This is a genomic window from Streptomyces xinghaiensis S187, assembly GCF_000220705.2.
Taxonomy (GTDB): domain Bacteria; phylum Actinomycetota; class Actinomycetes; order Streptomycetales; family Streptomycetaceae; genus Streptomyces; species Streptomyces xinghaiensis.
The window spans coordinates 6293639-6310276 of the sequence record NZ_CP023202.1 but is presented as its reverse complement, the minus strand read 5'-3'; the positions used below and the strand labels follow the sequence as shown (position 1 = coordinate 6310276).

Sequence of the window (16638 nt, the reverse complement as noted above, 5' to 3'; positions counted from 1 at the left end):
ACGGCATGTGCGGCTGCCGGTTGGTGCACGCCGAATTACATCGGGTGGAGGGACGTGCGAGGCCGCGATGTCGCCGAAGTGCCCCCAGGCTTCGATCGGGGCCCGAACATACGCTGGTGTATATACACCTCTGAAAATTTCAGTCGCAACCCTTCTCTGTTCTTCAGTTGGCCAGAAATGGGCAACCTGTCCGGCCGCCCGAACGCCTCCCCCGTTCTCGGCGCCGAAGGGTGCCGGGTGAGAGCCCGTGGGACGCCCAGGAGGGCCGGTTGTCCTGCCCCATTCGGCTCCTCGAACATGGCGGAAAGCGTTTGCGGCCCGGGGACCGGGCCCGGGGCCGTGGCGGGCCGCGCCTACCGGCCGGCGCGGACAGCGTTGCGGTCGAGGATCTCCCGCAGCCGGTCCACGTCACCGGGCCCGTCGGCCCCGCGCTTGGGGAGCATAGCGACGCCCATCGCGCTCTTGTCCCGGCTCAGCGCCACGAAGAGGTTCGCCGTCTCCACGTACCGGGGGTAGAGCTCCCAGCCCAGCCGCGAATCCCCGTTCGCCACGACGACGCGCACGCCGTCGTCACTCACCATGGCGCGGCACTCCCCCTGGGCCCGGGCGAAGCGGGACACCATCCGGACCTGGACGCGCCGGGCGATGAGGAAGGCCGGGCCGCCCGCCAGCGCGCCCGCGAGCGTCGGAATCGCGGCCGAACCGTAGGGGTAAGGGGTGTCCAGGGCGAGGTACAGAACCACCACCGCGGCATAGATCAGGGCGAACAGCGCCCCGATCAACAGCAGATGCCTGCGACGGTTGAGGCGCCGCCGTGCCCGCAGAGCCTCCCCGATGTCCTTGGCGGTGGGGCTGAAAACCAGCTCGACCGACTGCGCCACGTCCTGTTTCCCGGCCACGGGCCCTCCCCCATCGAATGTTCCACCGGATCCTAGGCCAACACCCTCCGTGACCTGCGCCGACCCACCCGGTCCGCACAGCGGAGGGGGTGCGACCGCCGCGGAGGTACGGCACCAGCGCCGGCCGGAGCCCTCGCCGTCCGGCGGCGGTGGAGGATGCCCAACCCCCTTGTCCCGGCCACCCCCTTGCGCTTATCGTCATTCTGACATTTAAGGAGGTCGCCGCGTGGACATCGCGGACCTGCTCGCTCCCCTCCAACAGCCTCTCTTCACCGCGCTGGACACCCCGGTCAGCTGGGTGGAGGTGCTGGGCTTCGGCAGCGGGGCGCTGTGCGTGTGGCTCGTCGCCCGACAGCACATCGCCAACTGGCCGATCGGCATCGCCAACAACCTCTTCTTCATCCTCCTCTTCGCGGGCGCCGGGCTGTACGCGGACGCCGGGCTGCAGGTGGTCTATATCGCGCTGGCGGTGTACGGCTGGCGGGCCTGGGTGACCGGCGGCCCGGAGGCGGCCTCGGGCCGCCTGCCGGTGAGCCGTACGCCGGCCCGTACCTGGTGGGTTCTGGCGTCCGCCACGCTCACCGGCACGGTGCTGCTCACCCTGCTACTGGACCGTGCCACCGACTCCACCGTGCCCTTCTGGGACGCGCTGACCACCGCCCTGTCGCTGGCCGCGACCTACGGGCAGTGCCGGAAGAAGGTCGAGTCCTGGTACTTGTGGATCGCCGCCGACGTTGTCTACGTCCCCCTCTACGCCTACAAGGGGCTGTACCTCACCGCGCTGCTCTACCTGGGCTTCATGGCCCTGTGCCTGCTCGGGCTGCGCAGCTGGCGGCGTGAACTGATCGCCACCTCTGCTCCGTCGGGGCCAGGGGGACCAACGGGGCCGACAGGGCCGGCGGAACCCACGGACCGGGGCCCGGTGGAGGCCGCGGCGTGAGTACGTACCAGGACACGGCCGAAGGAACCCACGGAGGCGCGGTCGAAGGGGACACCTCTTCGATTCGCACGGCCGAGGGCACGGAAAGCCGCGGGGACGACCGAGGGCACGGGCACGGGCGCGGGCCCGTATTCGGGCACGGGCTGGTGCTCGGCAAGTTCTATCCGCCGCACGCCGGTCACCATCACCTGGTGCGCAGCGCCGCCGCGCGCTGCCGCCGCCTCACCGTGCTGGTGTGCGCCTCCTCCGTGGAGTCGGTCCCGCTCGCGGAGCGGGTGGCGTGGATGCGGGCGGTGCACCCGGAGGAGCACGTCGAGGTGGTCGGCGCGGTGGACGACGTGCCCGTCGACTACTCCGACCCCGCCGTGTGGGACGCGCACATGGCGGTCTTCCGGGCCGCCGTCCCGGACCGCGTCGACGCCGTCTTCACCTCGGAGGCGTACGGGGCCGAACTCGGCCGCCGCTTCGGGGCGGTGGCCGTGACCGTGGACGCCGGCCGCACCGCGTACCCGGTCTCCGGGACGGCCGTCCGTGCGGACCCGGCCGGGTGCTGGTCCCACCTGGCGGCCCCGGTGCGCGCGGCGCTGGCCCGCCGGGTGGTCGTGGTCGGCGCGGAGTCCACGGGCACCACCACCACGGCCCGCGCCCTGGCCGTGCACTACCGCGCCCGGGGCGGGGTCTGGGCGGAGACCCGGTGGGTGCCGGAGTACGGGCGCCGGTTCAGTGCGGAGAAGTACGCGCGGCTGCGCGCGGCCAGACCGGGCGCGGGGTTCGACGACGTCACCTGGGATACGGCCGACTTCGAACTGATCGCCGAACGGCAGTCGGCGGAGGAGGACGCTGCGGCGGGTGCCGGCTCCCCCGTCCTCTTCTGCGACACCGACGCCCTGGCCACCACCATCTGGCACGAGCGCTATCTGGGCGGCCGCAGCCCGGCGGTCGAGGCCGTCGCGGCCCGGGGCCGGCAGCACTTGTGGCTGCTCACCGACCACACGGGCGTCCCCTTCGAGGACGACGGACTGCGCGACGGCGAACACCTGCGCGCCTGGATGACCGGCCGTTTCCGTACCGAGCTCACCCGCCGCGGCCTGCCCCACCTGCTGCTCACCGGCCCGCCCGGGGAACGGCTGCGCACGGCCGTGGCCGCGGTCGACGAACTGCTCGCGCGTGGCTGGCACTTCGAGGACCCGCTGCCGGAACGGGGATGAACCGGCCAGACCGCGCCGGGGTCCCGGCAGAGGAGCGGGGAGATGAGGCCTGTACCCGGCCGCACCGGCCAGTCCCGCGGCGGACCGGCCGGCGGCCGTTCCCGGCGCCCCGGGTGTCACTGTCAGTACCCGGTCCTAAGGTGAAGCCCATTGATCGCCCGGCTCACGGAGCTCGGGTGGAATCCACGCGTGTGCCCCCGGGGGTGACGTGTGCGCTGTGGCGGGGTGGAACGGATCGGAGCAGGCCGGAGCAGGTCCGGCCGGCTTCAGGGGAGGGGCGGAGATGCGGCGCTGGGAGTTCGCGGACGGCAAGGCGGCCAAGTTCTGGGAGGCCGGTTCGGCCGGGGCGGTGGTCACCGTCCGGTACGGGCGGATCGGTTCGCAGGGCCGTACCCAGGAGAAGGACTGCGGCTCCGCCGAGGGCGCGGAGGCGTATCTGGCGAAGGTGACCGGGGAGAAGGAGCGCAAGGGGTACGTGGCCGTGGACGGCCCGGGCGCCCCCGGCGGCCCGGCCTCCGGCGCGGCGACGGGTGCCTCCGGCTCGGCCGGTACGGCGGGTGCCGCCGCCCGAGCCGGGCAAGCCGCCCCGGGAGCACCGGAAGTCCCGGAAGCCCAAGAGGCACAGGAAGCCCCGGACGAGGACACCTTCGTCCTGCCCGCCACCTGGCGGCGCCAGGTGCGGCCGCGCCGCGGCGGGCTGCGCCGGTCCGTGGCCGCGCCGGCCAAAGACGCGGTGGAGCTGTGGCACGGCCGGCTCCGCGCGGGCGAGCAGTCGATCCGGAAGGCACTCGGAGCCGAGGGCCGCGACGAGCGGATGGCGGCCGCGGCGCGGGCCCATCTCGCCGGTGAGGCCGATCCGCTGGGCGCCGCGGTGCTCGCGGTGATCACCGAGAGCTGGCAGCGGCGGTACGAACCCGTGGTCGACGCCTGGGTCCTGCTGCACGGCCTGCCGTTCGCCGCGCACGCCGTCGTGGAGCTGTTCGACGTGGAGGTCAGGGTCGCCTACAACCAGCGGCACATCCGGACCGCGGACTCCCTCGGGGCGCTTCCCGAGGGCGCGCACCAGTACCTGAGCCACATGCGACGGCCGGCCGCCGACCGGGTCCGGGCGCTGCTCGCGGTCGCCGGCGAGGACACCCACCGCGAGGCCGTCGCCGCCGTCGCCGCGGTCCGGGGGGAAGCGAGCGGGACGCGGCGCCGGATCGTCGCCGCCTACCTGGTGCCGGGTGAGACCGGCTGGGTGGACGAGTGCTGCGCCGATCCGGGGCCGAGCGGAACGGAGGACCACTCGATCCGGTCCCTGCTCTTCGAGTCGCTGTACGCGCCGGAGCAGCTCCACCGGCTGGCGGCCGGGCCCGGTGTCAACCCGGTCAACGGCACCCTGGCCACCGTCGCCACCCTCGCCGAGGGCACCGGCACGGCCGTGGCCGGTCTCATCGACGCCTATCTGGCCAACAGTTACGCCTCGGCCGATGCGATGAAGGCGATGGCCGGCGCGCTCGTGGAGCTGCCGACCGACGAGGCGTTCGGGATGCTGCTGGCCCGCTTCGAGGACAAGCATGTCCGGACCGCGCTGCTGGAGGCCGCGCGGCGGTATCCGGTGCGTGCCGCGCGGATGCTGGCGGAGGCGGCTGCCGGGTCCGGGCGGGAGTCCGGTACGGCCCGGCAGATCCTGGCCGCGCATGTGGCCGTGCACCGGGAACTGCTGGAACCCCGGCTGGACGGCTTCTCCGAGGGGGCGGCGGAGACGGTGGCGGGGCTCCTGGACCCGGCGGGCCGGGTCGCGGACGCCCCCGCCGAGGCGCTGCCCGCGCTGCTGGTGAGCCCGCCGTGGACCCGCAAGCGCGTGGTGAGGAAGCCGCGGACCGTCACCGGCCTGTCGGCCGGCGCGCCGGCGCGGGTGGTGTGGCTGCCGGGCGAGCGGGAGGAGTGGGCGGCCACCGAGTCCTCGAGCCGGGAGTGGTACCGGCGGTTCCGGCTGGAGAAGGACGTGGCCAGACTCCGCGAGGGCGGCGGCCCGTTGCGCCATCACACCGTCAATCTGTTCGCCGAGGGCCCCGAGGATCTCGTCCGCCCCCTGCTGGCCGACTGGCAGCCGGACACCCTCTGGGACGCCGACGAGGCGATGAAGCCGGTCGCCGCCCGCTTCGGCACGGAGGCCCTGCCGGGGCTGCGCCGGACGGCGGCCCGGCACCCGGCCACGGTCGGCGCCATCCTGCTGCCGTACCTGGACGTGGAAGTCGCCCGGCTGATGGCCGACTGGTCCATGCGGCTCAAGTCGGCCGCCGGCACGGCCCGTTCGTGGTTCGAGCGGCACGGGGCCGCCCCCGCGGCCCTGCTCGTGCCGGATGCGGTGGGCGCCGCGGGTCCCGCCCGGCGCAGGGCCGAGCACGCCCTGCGGCTCATCGCCGCCCGGCACGGCGCCGGCGCGGTGCGCGAGGCCGCCGCCGGCTACGGGAGCGAGGCCGCGGCCGCCGTCGAGGAGCTGCTGTCGGCCGACCCGCTGGAGAACGCCCTGCCCGCGCGGATGCCGCGGGTGGACGCCTGGGCCGAGCCCGCGCTGCTGCCGCAGGTGCTGCTCCGCGGCCACGGGGGTGCGCTGCCGTCGGCGTCGGTCCGGCATCTGCTCACCATGCTGGCGATCTCCAAGCCGGGTCAGGTCTACCCGGGCGTCGGCATCGTCCGGGAGACCTGCGACCCCGCCTCGCTCGCCCACTTCGCCTGGGCGCTGTTCGAGCAGTGGCGGCTGGCCGGGATGCCGGCGAGGGACAGCTGGGCGCTGCACGCGCTGGGGCTGCTCGGCGACGACGACACGGTGCGTGCGCTCTCCCCGGTCCTGCGGGCCTGGCCGGGCCAGGGGGCGCACCACCGGGCCGTGGAAGGGCTGGACGTGCTGGCCGCCATCGGCAGCGACGTGGCGCTGATGCATCTGCACGGCATCGCGCAGCGGGTGAAGTTCAAGGCTCTGAAGGTGCGGGCGAAGGAGAAGATCGCGGAGGTGGCGGCCGGACTCGGGCTCTCCGGTGAGCAGCTCGCCGACCGGCTGGTGCCGGACTTCGGGCTCGACGCGAACGGCTCGGCGGTCGTGGACTACGGCCCGCGCCGCTTCACCGTCGGCTTCGACGAGCAGCTGCGTCCGTATGTGCTCGACGAGGACGGCAAGCGGCGCAAGGATCTCCCCAAACCGGGGGCGCGGGACGACGCGGAGCTGGCGCCGCTGGAGCGGAAGAGGTTCCTGGCGCTGAAGAAGGACGTGCGGACGGTCGCCTCCGACCAGGTGCGCCGGTTCGAGAGCGCCATGGTGGAGGGGCGGGTGTGGACCGCCGCCGAGTTCCGCGAGCTGTTCGTGGCGCATCCGCTGCTGGGGCACCTGGTGCGGCGGCTCGTGTGGCTGTGCGAGACGGGGGGCGGCGCGGAGGCCGGCGGAGCCGGGGCGGGCGCCCCCGCCACTGGCTCCGGTGGCGCGGATTCCGGTGGCGGGGCGCCGGGGAAGCGTTCCGTGACGGCGTTCCGGGTCGCGGAGGACCGCACGTTCGCCGACGCCGGGGACGAGGAGTTCACGCTTCCCGGGGACGCCACCGTGCGGCTGGCCCACCCGCTGCACCTCGGCGCCGAACTCCCCGTGTGGTCCGAGCTGTTCGCGGACTACGAGATCCTGCAGCCCTTCCCCCAGCTCGGCCGCCCCGTGCACCGGCTGACCGGGCAGGAGGCCGCCGGCGGCCGGCTCGGGCGCTTCGAGGGCATCACTGTGGACACGCGCAAACTGCTCGGCCTGGAGCGGCGCGGCTGGCAGCGCGGCGAGCCGCAGGACGCCGGGGTGGAGTGCTGGATCTCCCGGCGGGTCGCCGAGAAGCGCTGGGTGATCCTCAACCCGAGCGACGGGATCGCCGTCGGCGCCATCGACATCTTCCCCGAGCAGAAGGTGGAGGCGGTGTGGCTGCACAACCGGCCGGGTGACTGGTCCCCGCCGCACCAGGGCATCGACCTGGCCTTCGCGGACGTCGATCCCGTGATCCTCTCCGAGGTGATCGCCGACCTGACGGAGCTGACCGCCGCATGAGCACCCACGAGGACCAGACCCTCCCCCGCGCGAGCGCGCCGGAGAACGGCCGGCCCGGTGACGGGGAGTCGTGGCAGCGGCCCCCGGCCGAGGTCCGGTACGCCGGGGAGCTGGCCGCCCTGCGCGCCGCGGACGACGCGCCGCGCCCGCCGGGCTGGCGGCTCAGCCTGCGCGCCGCGCGCCGCTTCATCACCGGTGACGAGGAGGCCGGCGTCACCCGGAAGTTCGTCGGCAACCCGTCCCTGGTCGAACGGGCTCTGGTCACCCTCGCCACCAGCCGCGGCCTGATGCTGGTCGGCGAGCCGGGCACGGCCAAGTCGCTGCTGTCGGAGCTGATCGCGGCGGCCGTCAGCGGCACCTCCACCCTCACCGTGCAGGGCGGCGCGGCCACCACCGAGGACCAGATCAAGTACGGCTGGAACTACGCCCTGCTGGTGTCCGAGGGCCCGTCGAAACGCTCCCTGGTGCCGGCGCCGATGCTGCGCGGCATGGCGGAGGGCCGGATCGTGCGGTTCGAGGAGATCACCCGCTGCCCGCTGGAGGTCCAGGACTCGCTGCTGTCGCTGCTGTCCGAACGGGTCGTGGCCATACCGGAGCTGGACGGCCCGGACGGCATGGTCTTCGCCCGGCAGGGGTTCAACGTCATCGCCACCGCCAACACCCGCGACCGCGGGGTCAACGAGATGAGCGCCGCTCTCAAGCGCCGCTTCACCTTCGAGACGGTGTTCCCGATCCCCGACCTCGACACCGAACTGGCGCTGGTGGAGGCCGAGACCACCGCCCTGCTCCGCCGCTCCGGCGTCACGGCTCCCCCGGAGCGGGACGTCCTGGAGGTGCTCGTCACCACCTTCCGCGAACTGCGGTCCGGGGCGGGCGGCGAGGGCGCGCGGGCCGGCCGTCCGGACGCCGTGATGAGCACCGCCGAGGCGGTGGCGGTGGCCCACGCGGTCGGCGTCCGCGGCTGGTTCCTGCGCGGGGAGCCGGGCGGCGCCGCGGATGTGGTGTCCTGCCTGGCCGGCACGGCCGCCAAGGACAGCCCGGAGGATCTGGCCCGGCTGCGCCGCTATCTGGAGCAGCGGGTGAAGGGCCGGTCCGGCGCGCAGTGGAAGGCGCTGTACCGGGCACGCCACCTGCTGGACGGCTGAGGGGGCACGTTCATGACAGCGACAGCGGCGGACGGGTCCGCGGAAGCCGACGCGGGCCGGGGCGCCGGCACGGGTGCGGGCGGGACGGGGGCCGTGGCCGGTCCGGATGCCGGTGCCCGTCCCCGGCCTCGTTCTCATCCCGACGCGGACGTCACCTTCATCGGGGTACGCCACCACTCCCCTGCCTGTGCCCGGCTGGTGGCCCATGCCATCCGCGCGCTGCGGCCCTCGTACGTCCTGGTGGAGGGCCCGGCCGACATGAACGGCCGGCTGGACGAGCTGCTGCTCGGGCACGAACTGCCCGTGGCGGTGTTCGGCCACTACCGGGACGAGGAACGGGCGGCCACGTCCTGGGCACCCCTGTGCGACTACTCGCCGGAGTGGGTGGCGCTCACCGAGGGCCGGGCGGCGGGCGCCGAGGTCCTGTTCATCGACCTGCCGGCCTGGCACCCGGCGTTCGCCGAGCGCGTCAACCGTTTCGCGGACGCGGAGGCCCGTTACGCCGAGGCCACCACCCGGCTCTGCGAACGGTTCGCGGCCGACTCCGTGGACGCGCTCTGGGACCGGCTGTTCGAGGTCGCGGACCACACGGACGCGGCCGGGCCCGCCGGCACGGACGGACCGGACCCCGCGGAAACGCGGGCCGGGGCCGCGGAGGCGGCGGCCGGCACAGCGGGGGCGGCGGACGGGGCCGGCGCTGCCCGCTTCGGCGCGTTGTCGGAGATGGCCGAGCGCCTGGACACCTACTTCGCCGTCGTCCGCGGTGACGCGGAGGCCGACGAGGGCGACCGGGCCCGCGAGGCGTATATGGCGTCCTGGGTCCGCGCGGCCGCCGAACGGGCCGGCGGCCGGCCGGTGCTGGTGGTGACCGGCGGCTTCCACCAGCCCGCCCTCCGTGCCCTCACCGGCTTCTCCCCAGAGGGGCAACCGCAGCCCACCGGTGACGCCGGTTCCGGTGCCCGGGGCGAAACGGGAGCCACCTCCACGACCGGAGCCGAGCCCGAGCCCTGCGCCGCAACCGAGCCCGGCCCGGGCACAAGGGGCGTAACGGGTTCCGGGCCGGCCCCCCGGAGCCGGGCAGGAGCCGGAACCGCACCCGCAGCCGGGGCCGAGTCCAGGTCCGGGTCGGAGACCGGGGCCGGCGCAGGGGAGACCGGGACGAACACCGGGTCCGGAAGGCCGGGAGCCGGGGCCGGGACAGAGACCGGGTCAGGGTCGGAGGGCAAGCCCGGGGCTGAGGGCAAGTCCGGGCCCGAGTCCGGAACCCGCGCCGCATGGCCCGAGGTGCCGGAGCCGCCGGCCGGGGCTCTGGCGGGCAGCTTCCTCGTCCCGTACTCCTTCAAGCAGTTGGACGCCTTCGCCGGATACCAGTCGGGCATGCCCTCGCCCGGCTACTACCAGCGGCTGTGGGAGGAGGGCCCCCGAGCCGCCGCCGACACCCTGCTGCGGGAGGTCGCCGGCCGGCTGCGGGAGCGGCGCCATCCGGTCTCCACGGCCGCGCTGATCGCCGCCCGCGCCCAGGCCGAGGGGCTGTCCCTGCTGCGCGGCCATCCGGTCCCCGCCCGGGTCGACGTGCTCGACGGGCTGGCCGGTGCCCTGGTCGCCGACGCCCTCGACCAGCCCCTCCCGTGGACCGCGCGCGGCACGCTCGCGCCGGGGAGCCATCCGGCGATCGTGGAGATGGTCGCGGTCTGCTGCGGTGACCGGACCGGCCGGCTCCACCCCGGCACCCCGGCCCCGCCCCTCGTCCATGACGTGGCCGCCGAACTGGAGCGCCTCGGTCTCGACGGCGAGCAGCCGGCCGTCCTGGACCTGACGACCCCGCGCGGGCTGGAACGGAGCCGCACGCTGCACCGCTTGCGCGTGCTCGGTATCCCCGGTCACGAGCGGAGATCCGGGCCGCGGCACGGGACGGAGGCGGTCTTCTCCGAGCGATGGGAACGGGTGCCCGCGCCCGGCCGGGACGCGGCGCTGGTGGAGGCCGGCGCGTACGGGGCCCGGCTCGCGGACGCCGCCGCGACGGCGCTGACCGAGCGCGCCCGCCGGGACGGCCCGGACGCGGGCGGACTCGCGCGCACGCTGTTCGACGCCGTGCTCTGCGGAGTCGGGCCGCTGGCCGGGGAGTTGCTGACGGCCCTGGCCGGCCGGGTGCGGGAGCTCCCCGAGCCGGGCGCGCTCGGCGAGGTGCTGGCGACCTCTCTCGGTCTCTGGCGCCACGACCGGGTGTACGGGGTGGCGCGCGGCCCGCTCCTCGCGGAGGTCGTGGACGGTGCGGCCGTCCGCCTGCTGTGGCTGCTGGAGGGCGTGCACGGCCCGTCGTCCGGCGTGGACACGGGGCGGCTCGCGGCGGTCGCGGCGCTGCGGGACGCGCTGCTGCACGCCCCGCACCCGCTGTCGCTGGACCGGGAGACGGCAGCCGGCGCGGCCCACCGCGTCGCGGCCGACCGGCAGGCCCCGGCCGATCTGCGCGGCGCGGCCTTCGGCCTGGCCCGTGCCCTGGGCACGGAGGGCCGACCGGCGGCGGCGATGGCCGAGTTCGGCCCCGACGTGCTGGGCGACTGGCTGGCCGGGCTGTTCGCCGTCTCCCGCGACGACATCGGTGATCTGGTCGGCGTGCTGGACCGGACGGTGGGCGGGATGAGCGAGGGCGCCTTCCTCGCCGCGCTGCCCGCCCTCCGCCAGGCGTTCGCGTTCTTCCCGCCCCGGGAGCGGGAGCGGATCGCCGGCCGGCTGCTGGAACTGCGCGGTGTGCGCGGTTCGGCCCGCGCCCTGCTGCGCACGAGTGGCGACCCGATGGCGCCGGCCGCCGCGCGGGCGCTGGAGGAGCGGGTCGGCACCCTGCTGACCCGGTACGGGCTCGGCACACCGCCCCGGCCGGAGCCGGGAGCGTCACCGGTTCCGGGAACGGAACCGGTGCCGGGAACGGGCCCGGGAACAGGAACGGGAACGGAAGGGCCACCGCCGTCAGCAGCCGGGGGCGAGGCCGGAAGCGGAGCGCGGACCCGGCCCGCAGTCGTGGACGGCCCGATCGGGGTCCCGAACGGTCCCGGCACCGCTGCCGACGGAACGCGGAAGACAGCCGTGCACCGGGCCGCGGAGGAACCCGGGCTCGCGGACAGCACCGGGACCGTACACGGACCCTGCCATGGGACCCGCGGGGAGAACCCGGCCCGGACAGCCCATGGCACGGAGGACGACCCGAAGGGAAACGACCGGTGACCCCACCCGACCCCGCCCTGGAGCGGTGGCGACTGATCCTCGGTTCACCCGCCGAGCGCTGCGCCGGGCCGCTCGGCGCGGAGGCCGCCGCCCGCGACGCCGCCCTCGACTGGCTGTACGGCCGCGACCCGGAACTGGCCCGGCGCGGCATCCGCCGGCCCTCCCCCGCCGGCCGCGAGGGCGGCGACGGCCCCAGCGCCGTCACGGCCGTGGACTGGCTGGACGACGTGCACCGTCTCTTCCCCCGGGAGACGATCGAGCGGCTGGAGCGGGACGCCGTGGAGCGCTACGGCATCGAAGAGATCGTCACCGACCCGGCCGTGCTGGAGCGGGTCGAGCCGAGCCCGGCCCTCCTCCGCGCCGTCCTGCGCACCAAGCACCTGATGAATCCGGCCGTGCTGGCGGCGGCCCGGCGCATCGTGGAGAAGGTCGTACGGCAGCTGATGGACCGTCTCCGTCCGGAGGTGCACCGCGCGTTCACCGGCAGCCGCGACCGCCGTCCCTCCCGGCTGGCCGTCGCCCGCGACTTCGACTTCAGGACGACGGTCCGCGCCAACCTCGCCCACTACCAGCCCGAGCACAAGCGGCTGATCATCGAGCGTCCCTCCTTCCACTCCCGCACCCGCCGCCGGCTCCAGCAGTGGCAGCTCATCCTGCTGGTGGACCAGTCGGGTTCGATGGCCGGATCGGTCATCCACTCCGCCGTGACAGCCGCCTGCCTGTGGAATCTGCCCGGTCTCAGGACCCATCTCATCGCCTTCGACACCTCGGTCGTGGACCTGACCGCCGATGTGCCGGACCCCGTGGAGCTGCTGATGCGCGTCCAGCTCGGCGGCGGCACCGACATCGCGCGGGCCGTGGACTACGGCGCGGGCCTCATCGACAACCCCCGCCGCTGCGTGTTCGCCGTCATCAGCGACTTCTACGAGGGCGGTGACCCGTACCGGCTGATCCACACGGTGCGGCAACTCGTCCAGCAGGGCACGACGGTGCTCGGCCTGGCCGCCCTGGACGAGGAGGCCAACCCCTCCTACGACCGGGAGCTGGCGGGCCGCCTCGCCCGGGAGGGCGCCCACATGGGCGCCATGACCCCGGGCCGGCTGGCCGAGTTCGTGGCGAAGCGGCTGGTCCGGTGACGGCGGCGGGGACGACGGCGCCCACGGCAGCCGTGCGGGCCGAAACGGAGGAGACGGGTATGGCGGCGATGGATACGGACACGCCCGCGGACGCGGCGGAAGCGAGGACGGCGATGACGGCACCGAGCGGGGGGACCCGTGCCGACCTGCTGGCGCTCACCCCCGACACCCTTGCCGCCCTCACCAACCGCGGTCTGGTCAAGCGCGCGAGCAAGGACATCGACGCCGGCCGCGCCCCGGCCCTGACGGTCGGGGAGGACGGCCGGGTGCGGGCCGACTACGCCGGTGCCGCGGTGGCGGAACTCCCGCCGGGCGCGGGCCTGGACAACGGTTCCTGCGGGTGCGGGGCCACCGGCGTGTGCCGTCATCTCATCGGCCTGGTCCTCGCCTACCAGCGCACCGCTTCCACGCACGGCACAGCAGGCACGCCCGCAGCACCTGCCACACCCGTCGCGCCCGCAGCACCCGCCACGACCACTCCGGCTCCCCGCGCCACCGGCCCCGTGCCCGCTCCGGACGGCGCACCCCCCACACCGACGCCGCCGGCCCCTCCCACCCCGCCGAACCCACCGGCCGACTGGTCGCCGGGCGCTTTCGACGACGAGACGCTGACGGCGGCCGTCGGCGCCCGTGCCGTCACCGCCGCCCGCCGCACGGCCCGCGGCGGCTACACCGCACGGATCCACCGCGCGGTTCCCGCCCCCGCCGGGCCCGTGGCCCCGGGCACCACCGGCGGCCGGGGCCGGTCCTCCGGTCCTGCCGGGCCGTGGGTGGAACTGCCCACGTGCACCGTCCGGTTCCCGGTGCCGGGCGAGATCGGCTACGCCCTCACCGACGCGGCGGAGGCGGTACGGGGCGAGATGGTGGCCCTCGCCGTCTGGGCGTTCCGTGCGGCGGACGAGGCCGGGACCGGCGACGGCCCCGTCGAGGTGCACCCCCCTTCCCGCTCGGGCGGCACCGCCCGCCGCGGCGTCTCCTCTCCCCCCGGCACCGCCGACCGCCCCGGCCCCACACCCGCGGGCGGGCTCGAATCCATGCCCGCGGACACCCCCGCGGACATCCCCGCCGCCACGTCCCCGCGCAGGCCCGGCGGCGCCTCTCCCGGCGCACCGGTGAGCAGCACGGCCAACGCACCCGCGGCGCCCGCCCCCAGCACTCACCCGTCCCTCGCCACCGCTCTCGCCCTGGCCGACGACCTCCTCCTCGACGGCGCGGCCCACGCGGGCCCCGTGCTCGCCGCCGCGCTCCGCCGGACCGCGAAGTCCCTGACGGCCGCCTCCCTGCACTGGCCCGCCGCCGTCGCCGCCGAACTCTCGGACCAACTGGCCGCGCACACCGAGCGCGATGCCGCGCACGACCCGCTGCGCCACGCCGCGCTCCTCGCCGAACTCCACGCCCGCCACCGCGCCGCGGGCCGCACCCCCGGTGTGCTCGGTGAGCGCGAGGTGGCGGAGACGCCGCTGCGCCGGGTCCGGCTCACCGCTCTCGGCTGCCGCCTCTCCGGCACGCCCGAACACCCGGTGACGCAGACCTTCTTCGCGCACGCCGAGGCGGGCGTGGTGGTCGTCCTGCACAAGACCTGGCAGCCGTCCGACCGTCCGTGGGGCAGCCGCCGCGTTCTCGGTACGACCCTGGCCTCTCTCGCCGCGAGCAGTGTGGTCAGCGAGACCGCGCGGCGCACCGCGAGCCGCGCCCTCACCCTGACCCGCGGCCGGCTCGCCGTCACCACGGTCACCCCGCTCGGTCCGACGGCCTGGTCGGAGCTGCCGAGCACGCTCCTGGTGCGCGATCTGGCCGCGCACGCCGCTGAGTGGGACGGCCGTCCGCCCCGGCTCGTCCGTCCCCGGGTGGAGGCGGAGACGGTGCGGGTCGTGGAGGTCTCCGAGGTGACCGGCATCGGCTACGACCCGGCCGCGCAGCGCCTGGAGGCGACCGTCCTCGACGCGGCCGGCAACACGGCCCTGCTCTCCGCCCCGCACGAGCCCATGGCCCCCGCCGCGCTGGACGCCCTCGCCGCCGCCCTGGCCGACGGCCCCCGCTATGTGGCCGGTGCCCTGCACCGGGACGGCGGCGGGCTCCGGATCACCCCGTACGCCGTCGCCGGCCCGGACCGCCGCGACGGCACGGGCGGCACCGGCAGCGGCACCGGCACCGGCAGCGCGGACGCCGGCGGCATCACCGTCCCCCATCTGTCGGCCGGCGAGCCGGGGAACCTGCCGCTGCTCCCCGGCTCTGCCCCGCCGGACCCGGTGGCCGACGCGCTCGGCTCCGCCCTGGCCGCCCTGGCCGACGCGGCCCACCTGGGGCTTCGTCATCTCACCGGCCCCGTGCGCACGGCCCTGGCCCGTTCCGCCGACGACCTCGCCCGTACCGGCCTGGCCGTCTGCGCCACCGCGGTGCGCCGGCTCCTGGACTCGCTGCCGGTCCCGGAGGACGCCCCGGCCCGCTGGACCGACGCCCAGATACGCCTGCTCACCACCGCCGAACTCCACCGCCGCGGCTGAGCACCGGTTCCGTGACGGCCCGTCCCGGGACGGCCCGGGGGGGTGCCTCTATGTCTTTCGTCAAGCGAGTCGTGGGGTTCTGGGTTCGTAGAAGGTGCCGTCGCGGAGCATGGCGAAGAGGACGCTGATGCGGTGGCGGGCGAGGCGGAGGAGGGCTTGGGTGTGGGTTTTGCCCCGGGCTCGGCAGCGGTCGTAGTAGGTGCGGGAGGCGGGGTCGTGGAGGGCGGCGAACGCGGAGAGGAACATCGCGCGTTTGAGCTGTCGGTTTCCGCCTCTGGGGGCGTGTTCGCCGTGGATGGAGGATCCGGACTGTCGGGTGGTGGGGGCGAGGCCGGCGTAGGAGGCGAGGTGGGCGGCGGTGGGGAAGGAGCTGCCGTCGCCGATGGTGGTCAGGAGGACTGCGGCGGTCCTGACGCCGATGCCGGGCATCGAGGTCAGGACCTGGGAAAGAGGGTGAGCCTCCAGCAGGGTCTCGATCTGGGTTTCCAGTGCGCGGCGTTGTTCGTGGACGGTGGCCAGCGACTTGGCCAGCGAGGGCACGATGACGTCCAGGGTGCCGGTTCCCGGGACGACGACGGTCTGTTCGTCGAGGGCGGTGAAGATGTCGTTGACGAGTCGCTGGGCCATGCGCGGGGCCTTGGGCCGTATGACCTCGACGAGTTTGCGGCGGCCGGCCTTGCGCAGGGCGGCCGGGGAGCCGTAGCGCTCCAGTAGCCAGGTGATGGCGGGATGGTCCAGGCGGGGTCCCAGGACGCGTTCGAGGCTGGGGTGGAACTGGGTGAGCAGGCCGCGGATGCGGTTGGAGGTGCGGTTGGCCTCGCCGGCCAGGTCCTGGTCGAAGCCGACCAGCATGGTCAGCTCGGCGGTGATCTCGTCCGTGAGGTCGAGGGAACGCAGGGTGTGGGGCATGGTGCGTGCAGCGTCCGCGATAACGGCCGCGTCGCGGGCGTCGGTCTTGGCTTCACCCGGGTAGAGGTCGGCAATCCTGCGCATCGCCAGCCCGGGCAGATAGGCGACCTGGCAGCCCGCGTCGCGGGCGACGGTCAGCGGCAGGGCGCCGATGGAGGCGGGCTGGTCCACGATCACCAGCACCCGGCCGAACTTGTCACGGAGCTTGTCGAAGACGGCCCGCAGTTTCGGTTCGCTGTTGGGCAGCGGCTTGTCGAACACCTTCTTCCCGGCCGGGGTGAGTCCGTGTCCGTGATGGCTGCTCTTGCCGACGTCCAGGCCGAGGAAGACGCCCGTCTCGTCGATGTCGATCACCGTGCCCCCACATGCGTCGATGCCGTGCCGGCCTCGGTGGCGGGGCCGTTCGCGCGCATCCACGTTATGCAGACCTGCCGCCCGCGAGTGGCCGGGCATTGCGCCCGGCCGGGCGGTGGTCGGGCCTCTGATCAGCGTCTCCGACGGCACCCCTCGGGCCCGGTGACACCACCCCCCAGGTCATCCCAACGACAGGGGGCAACAGTCATGCCGGGCCCGGAGGCCAGCAGCCCTCTTGCAGGACCGCGAAGAAGATAACGGGGG

9 protein-coding genes are annotated in these 16638 nt (G+C 75.0%); 7 read left to right on the top strand and 2 right to left on the bottom strand.

The window, feature by feature from the left end; genetic code table 11:
* Nucleotides 1-353: 353 nt before the first annotated feature.
* Nucleotides 354-899 (bottom strand): YcxB family protein, encoded by a 546-nt coding sequence (locus tag SXIN_RS26925; protein WP_019708769.1) that lies wholly within the window; start codon nt 897-899, stop codon nt 354-356.
* A gap of 226 nt (nt 900-1125) precedes the next feature.
* Here SXIN_RS26925 and pnuC point away from each other — a divergent pair, with 226 nt between their 5' ends.
* The 7 genes from pnuC (at nt 1126) to SXIN_RS26890 (ending at nt 15111) form a co-directional block, all read left to right on the top strand.
* Nucleotides 1126-1839: a nicotinamide riboside transporter PnuC gene (gene pnuC, locus SXIN_RS26920; protein ID WP_019708770.1), complete on the top strand. Its 714-nt coding sequence runs from the start codon at nt 1126-1128 to the stop codon at nt 1837-1839.
* 143 nt (nt 1840-1982) lie between these two features.
* Complete coding sequence (locus SXIN_RS26915; protein WP_039821197.1) at nt 1983-3047, top strand: AAA family ATPase; 1065 nt, start codon at nt 1983-1985, stop codon at nt 3045-3047.
* 283 nt (nt 3048-3330) lie between these two features.
* Entirely contained in the window at nt 3331-7107 is a 3777-nt protein-coding gene (locus SXIN_RS26910) for a WGR and DUF4132 domain-containing protein (RefSeq protein WP_095757662.1), read from the top strand.
* Nucleotides 7104-8252 (top strand): AAA family ATPase, encoded by a 1149-nt coding sequence (locus SXIN_RS26905; protein ID WP_095757661.1) that lies wholly within the window; start codon nt 7104-7106, stop codon nt 8250-8252. The genes SXIN_RS26910 and SXIN_RS26905 overlap by 4 nt, the downstream gene beginning before the upstream one ends.
* A gap of 12 nt (nt 8253-8264) precedes the next feature.
* The gene (locus SXIN_RS32530) at nt 8265-11471 is read left to right on the top strand and encodes a DUF5682 family protein (protein ID WP_238153874.1); all 3207 of its coding nucleotides are present in this window, start codon (nt 8265-8267) and stop codon (nt 11469-11471) included.
* Entirely contained in the window at nt 11468-12607 is a 1140-nt protein-coding gene (locus SXIN_RS26895) for a VWA domain-containing protein (protein ID WP_019708773.1), read from the top strand. The genes SXIN_RS32530 and SXIN_RS26895 overlap by 4 nt, the downstream gene beginning before the upstream one ends.
* A gap of 59 nt (nt 12608-12666) precedes the next feature.
* The gene (locus SXIN_RS26890) at nt 12667-15111 is read left to right on the top strand and encodes a hypothetical protein (protein WP_095757660.1); all 2445 of its coding nucleotides are present in this window, start codon (nt 12667-12669) and stop codon (nt 15109-15111) included.
* 60 nt (nt 15112-15171) lie between these two features.
* On the opposite strand, the gene SXIN_RS26885 is transcribed toward SXIN_RS26890, so the two are convergent.
* Complete coding sequence (locus SXIN_RS26885) at nt 15172-16374, bottom strand: IS110 family RNA-guided transposase (RefSeq protein ID WP_019707043.1); 1203 nt, start codon at nt 16372-16374, stop codon at nt 15172-15174.
* Nucleotides 16375-16638 lie beyond the last annotated feature (264 nt).

Excerpts from the sequence above, each read along its gene's own strand:
- SXIN_RS26910 (WP_095757662.1), top strand. The coding sequence starts at position 3,331 with ATGCGGCGCTGGGAGTTCGCGGACGGCAAGGCGGCCAAGTTCTGGGAG.
- SXIN_RS26905 (WP_095757661.1), top strand. The coding sequence starts at position 7,104 with ATGAGCACCCACGAGGACCAGACCCTCCCCCGCGCGAGCGCGCCGGAG.
- SXIN_RS32530 (WP_238153874.1), top strand. The coding sequence starts at position 8,265 with ATGACAGCGACAGCGGCGGACGGGTCCGCGGAAGCCGACGCGGGCCGG.
- SXIN_RS26890 (WP_095757660.1), top strand. The coding sequence starts at position 12,667 with ATGGCGGCGATGGATACGGACACGCCCGCGGACGCGGCGGAAGCGAGG.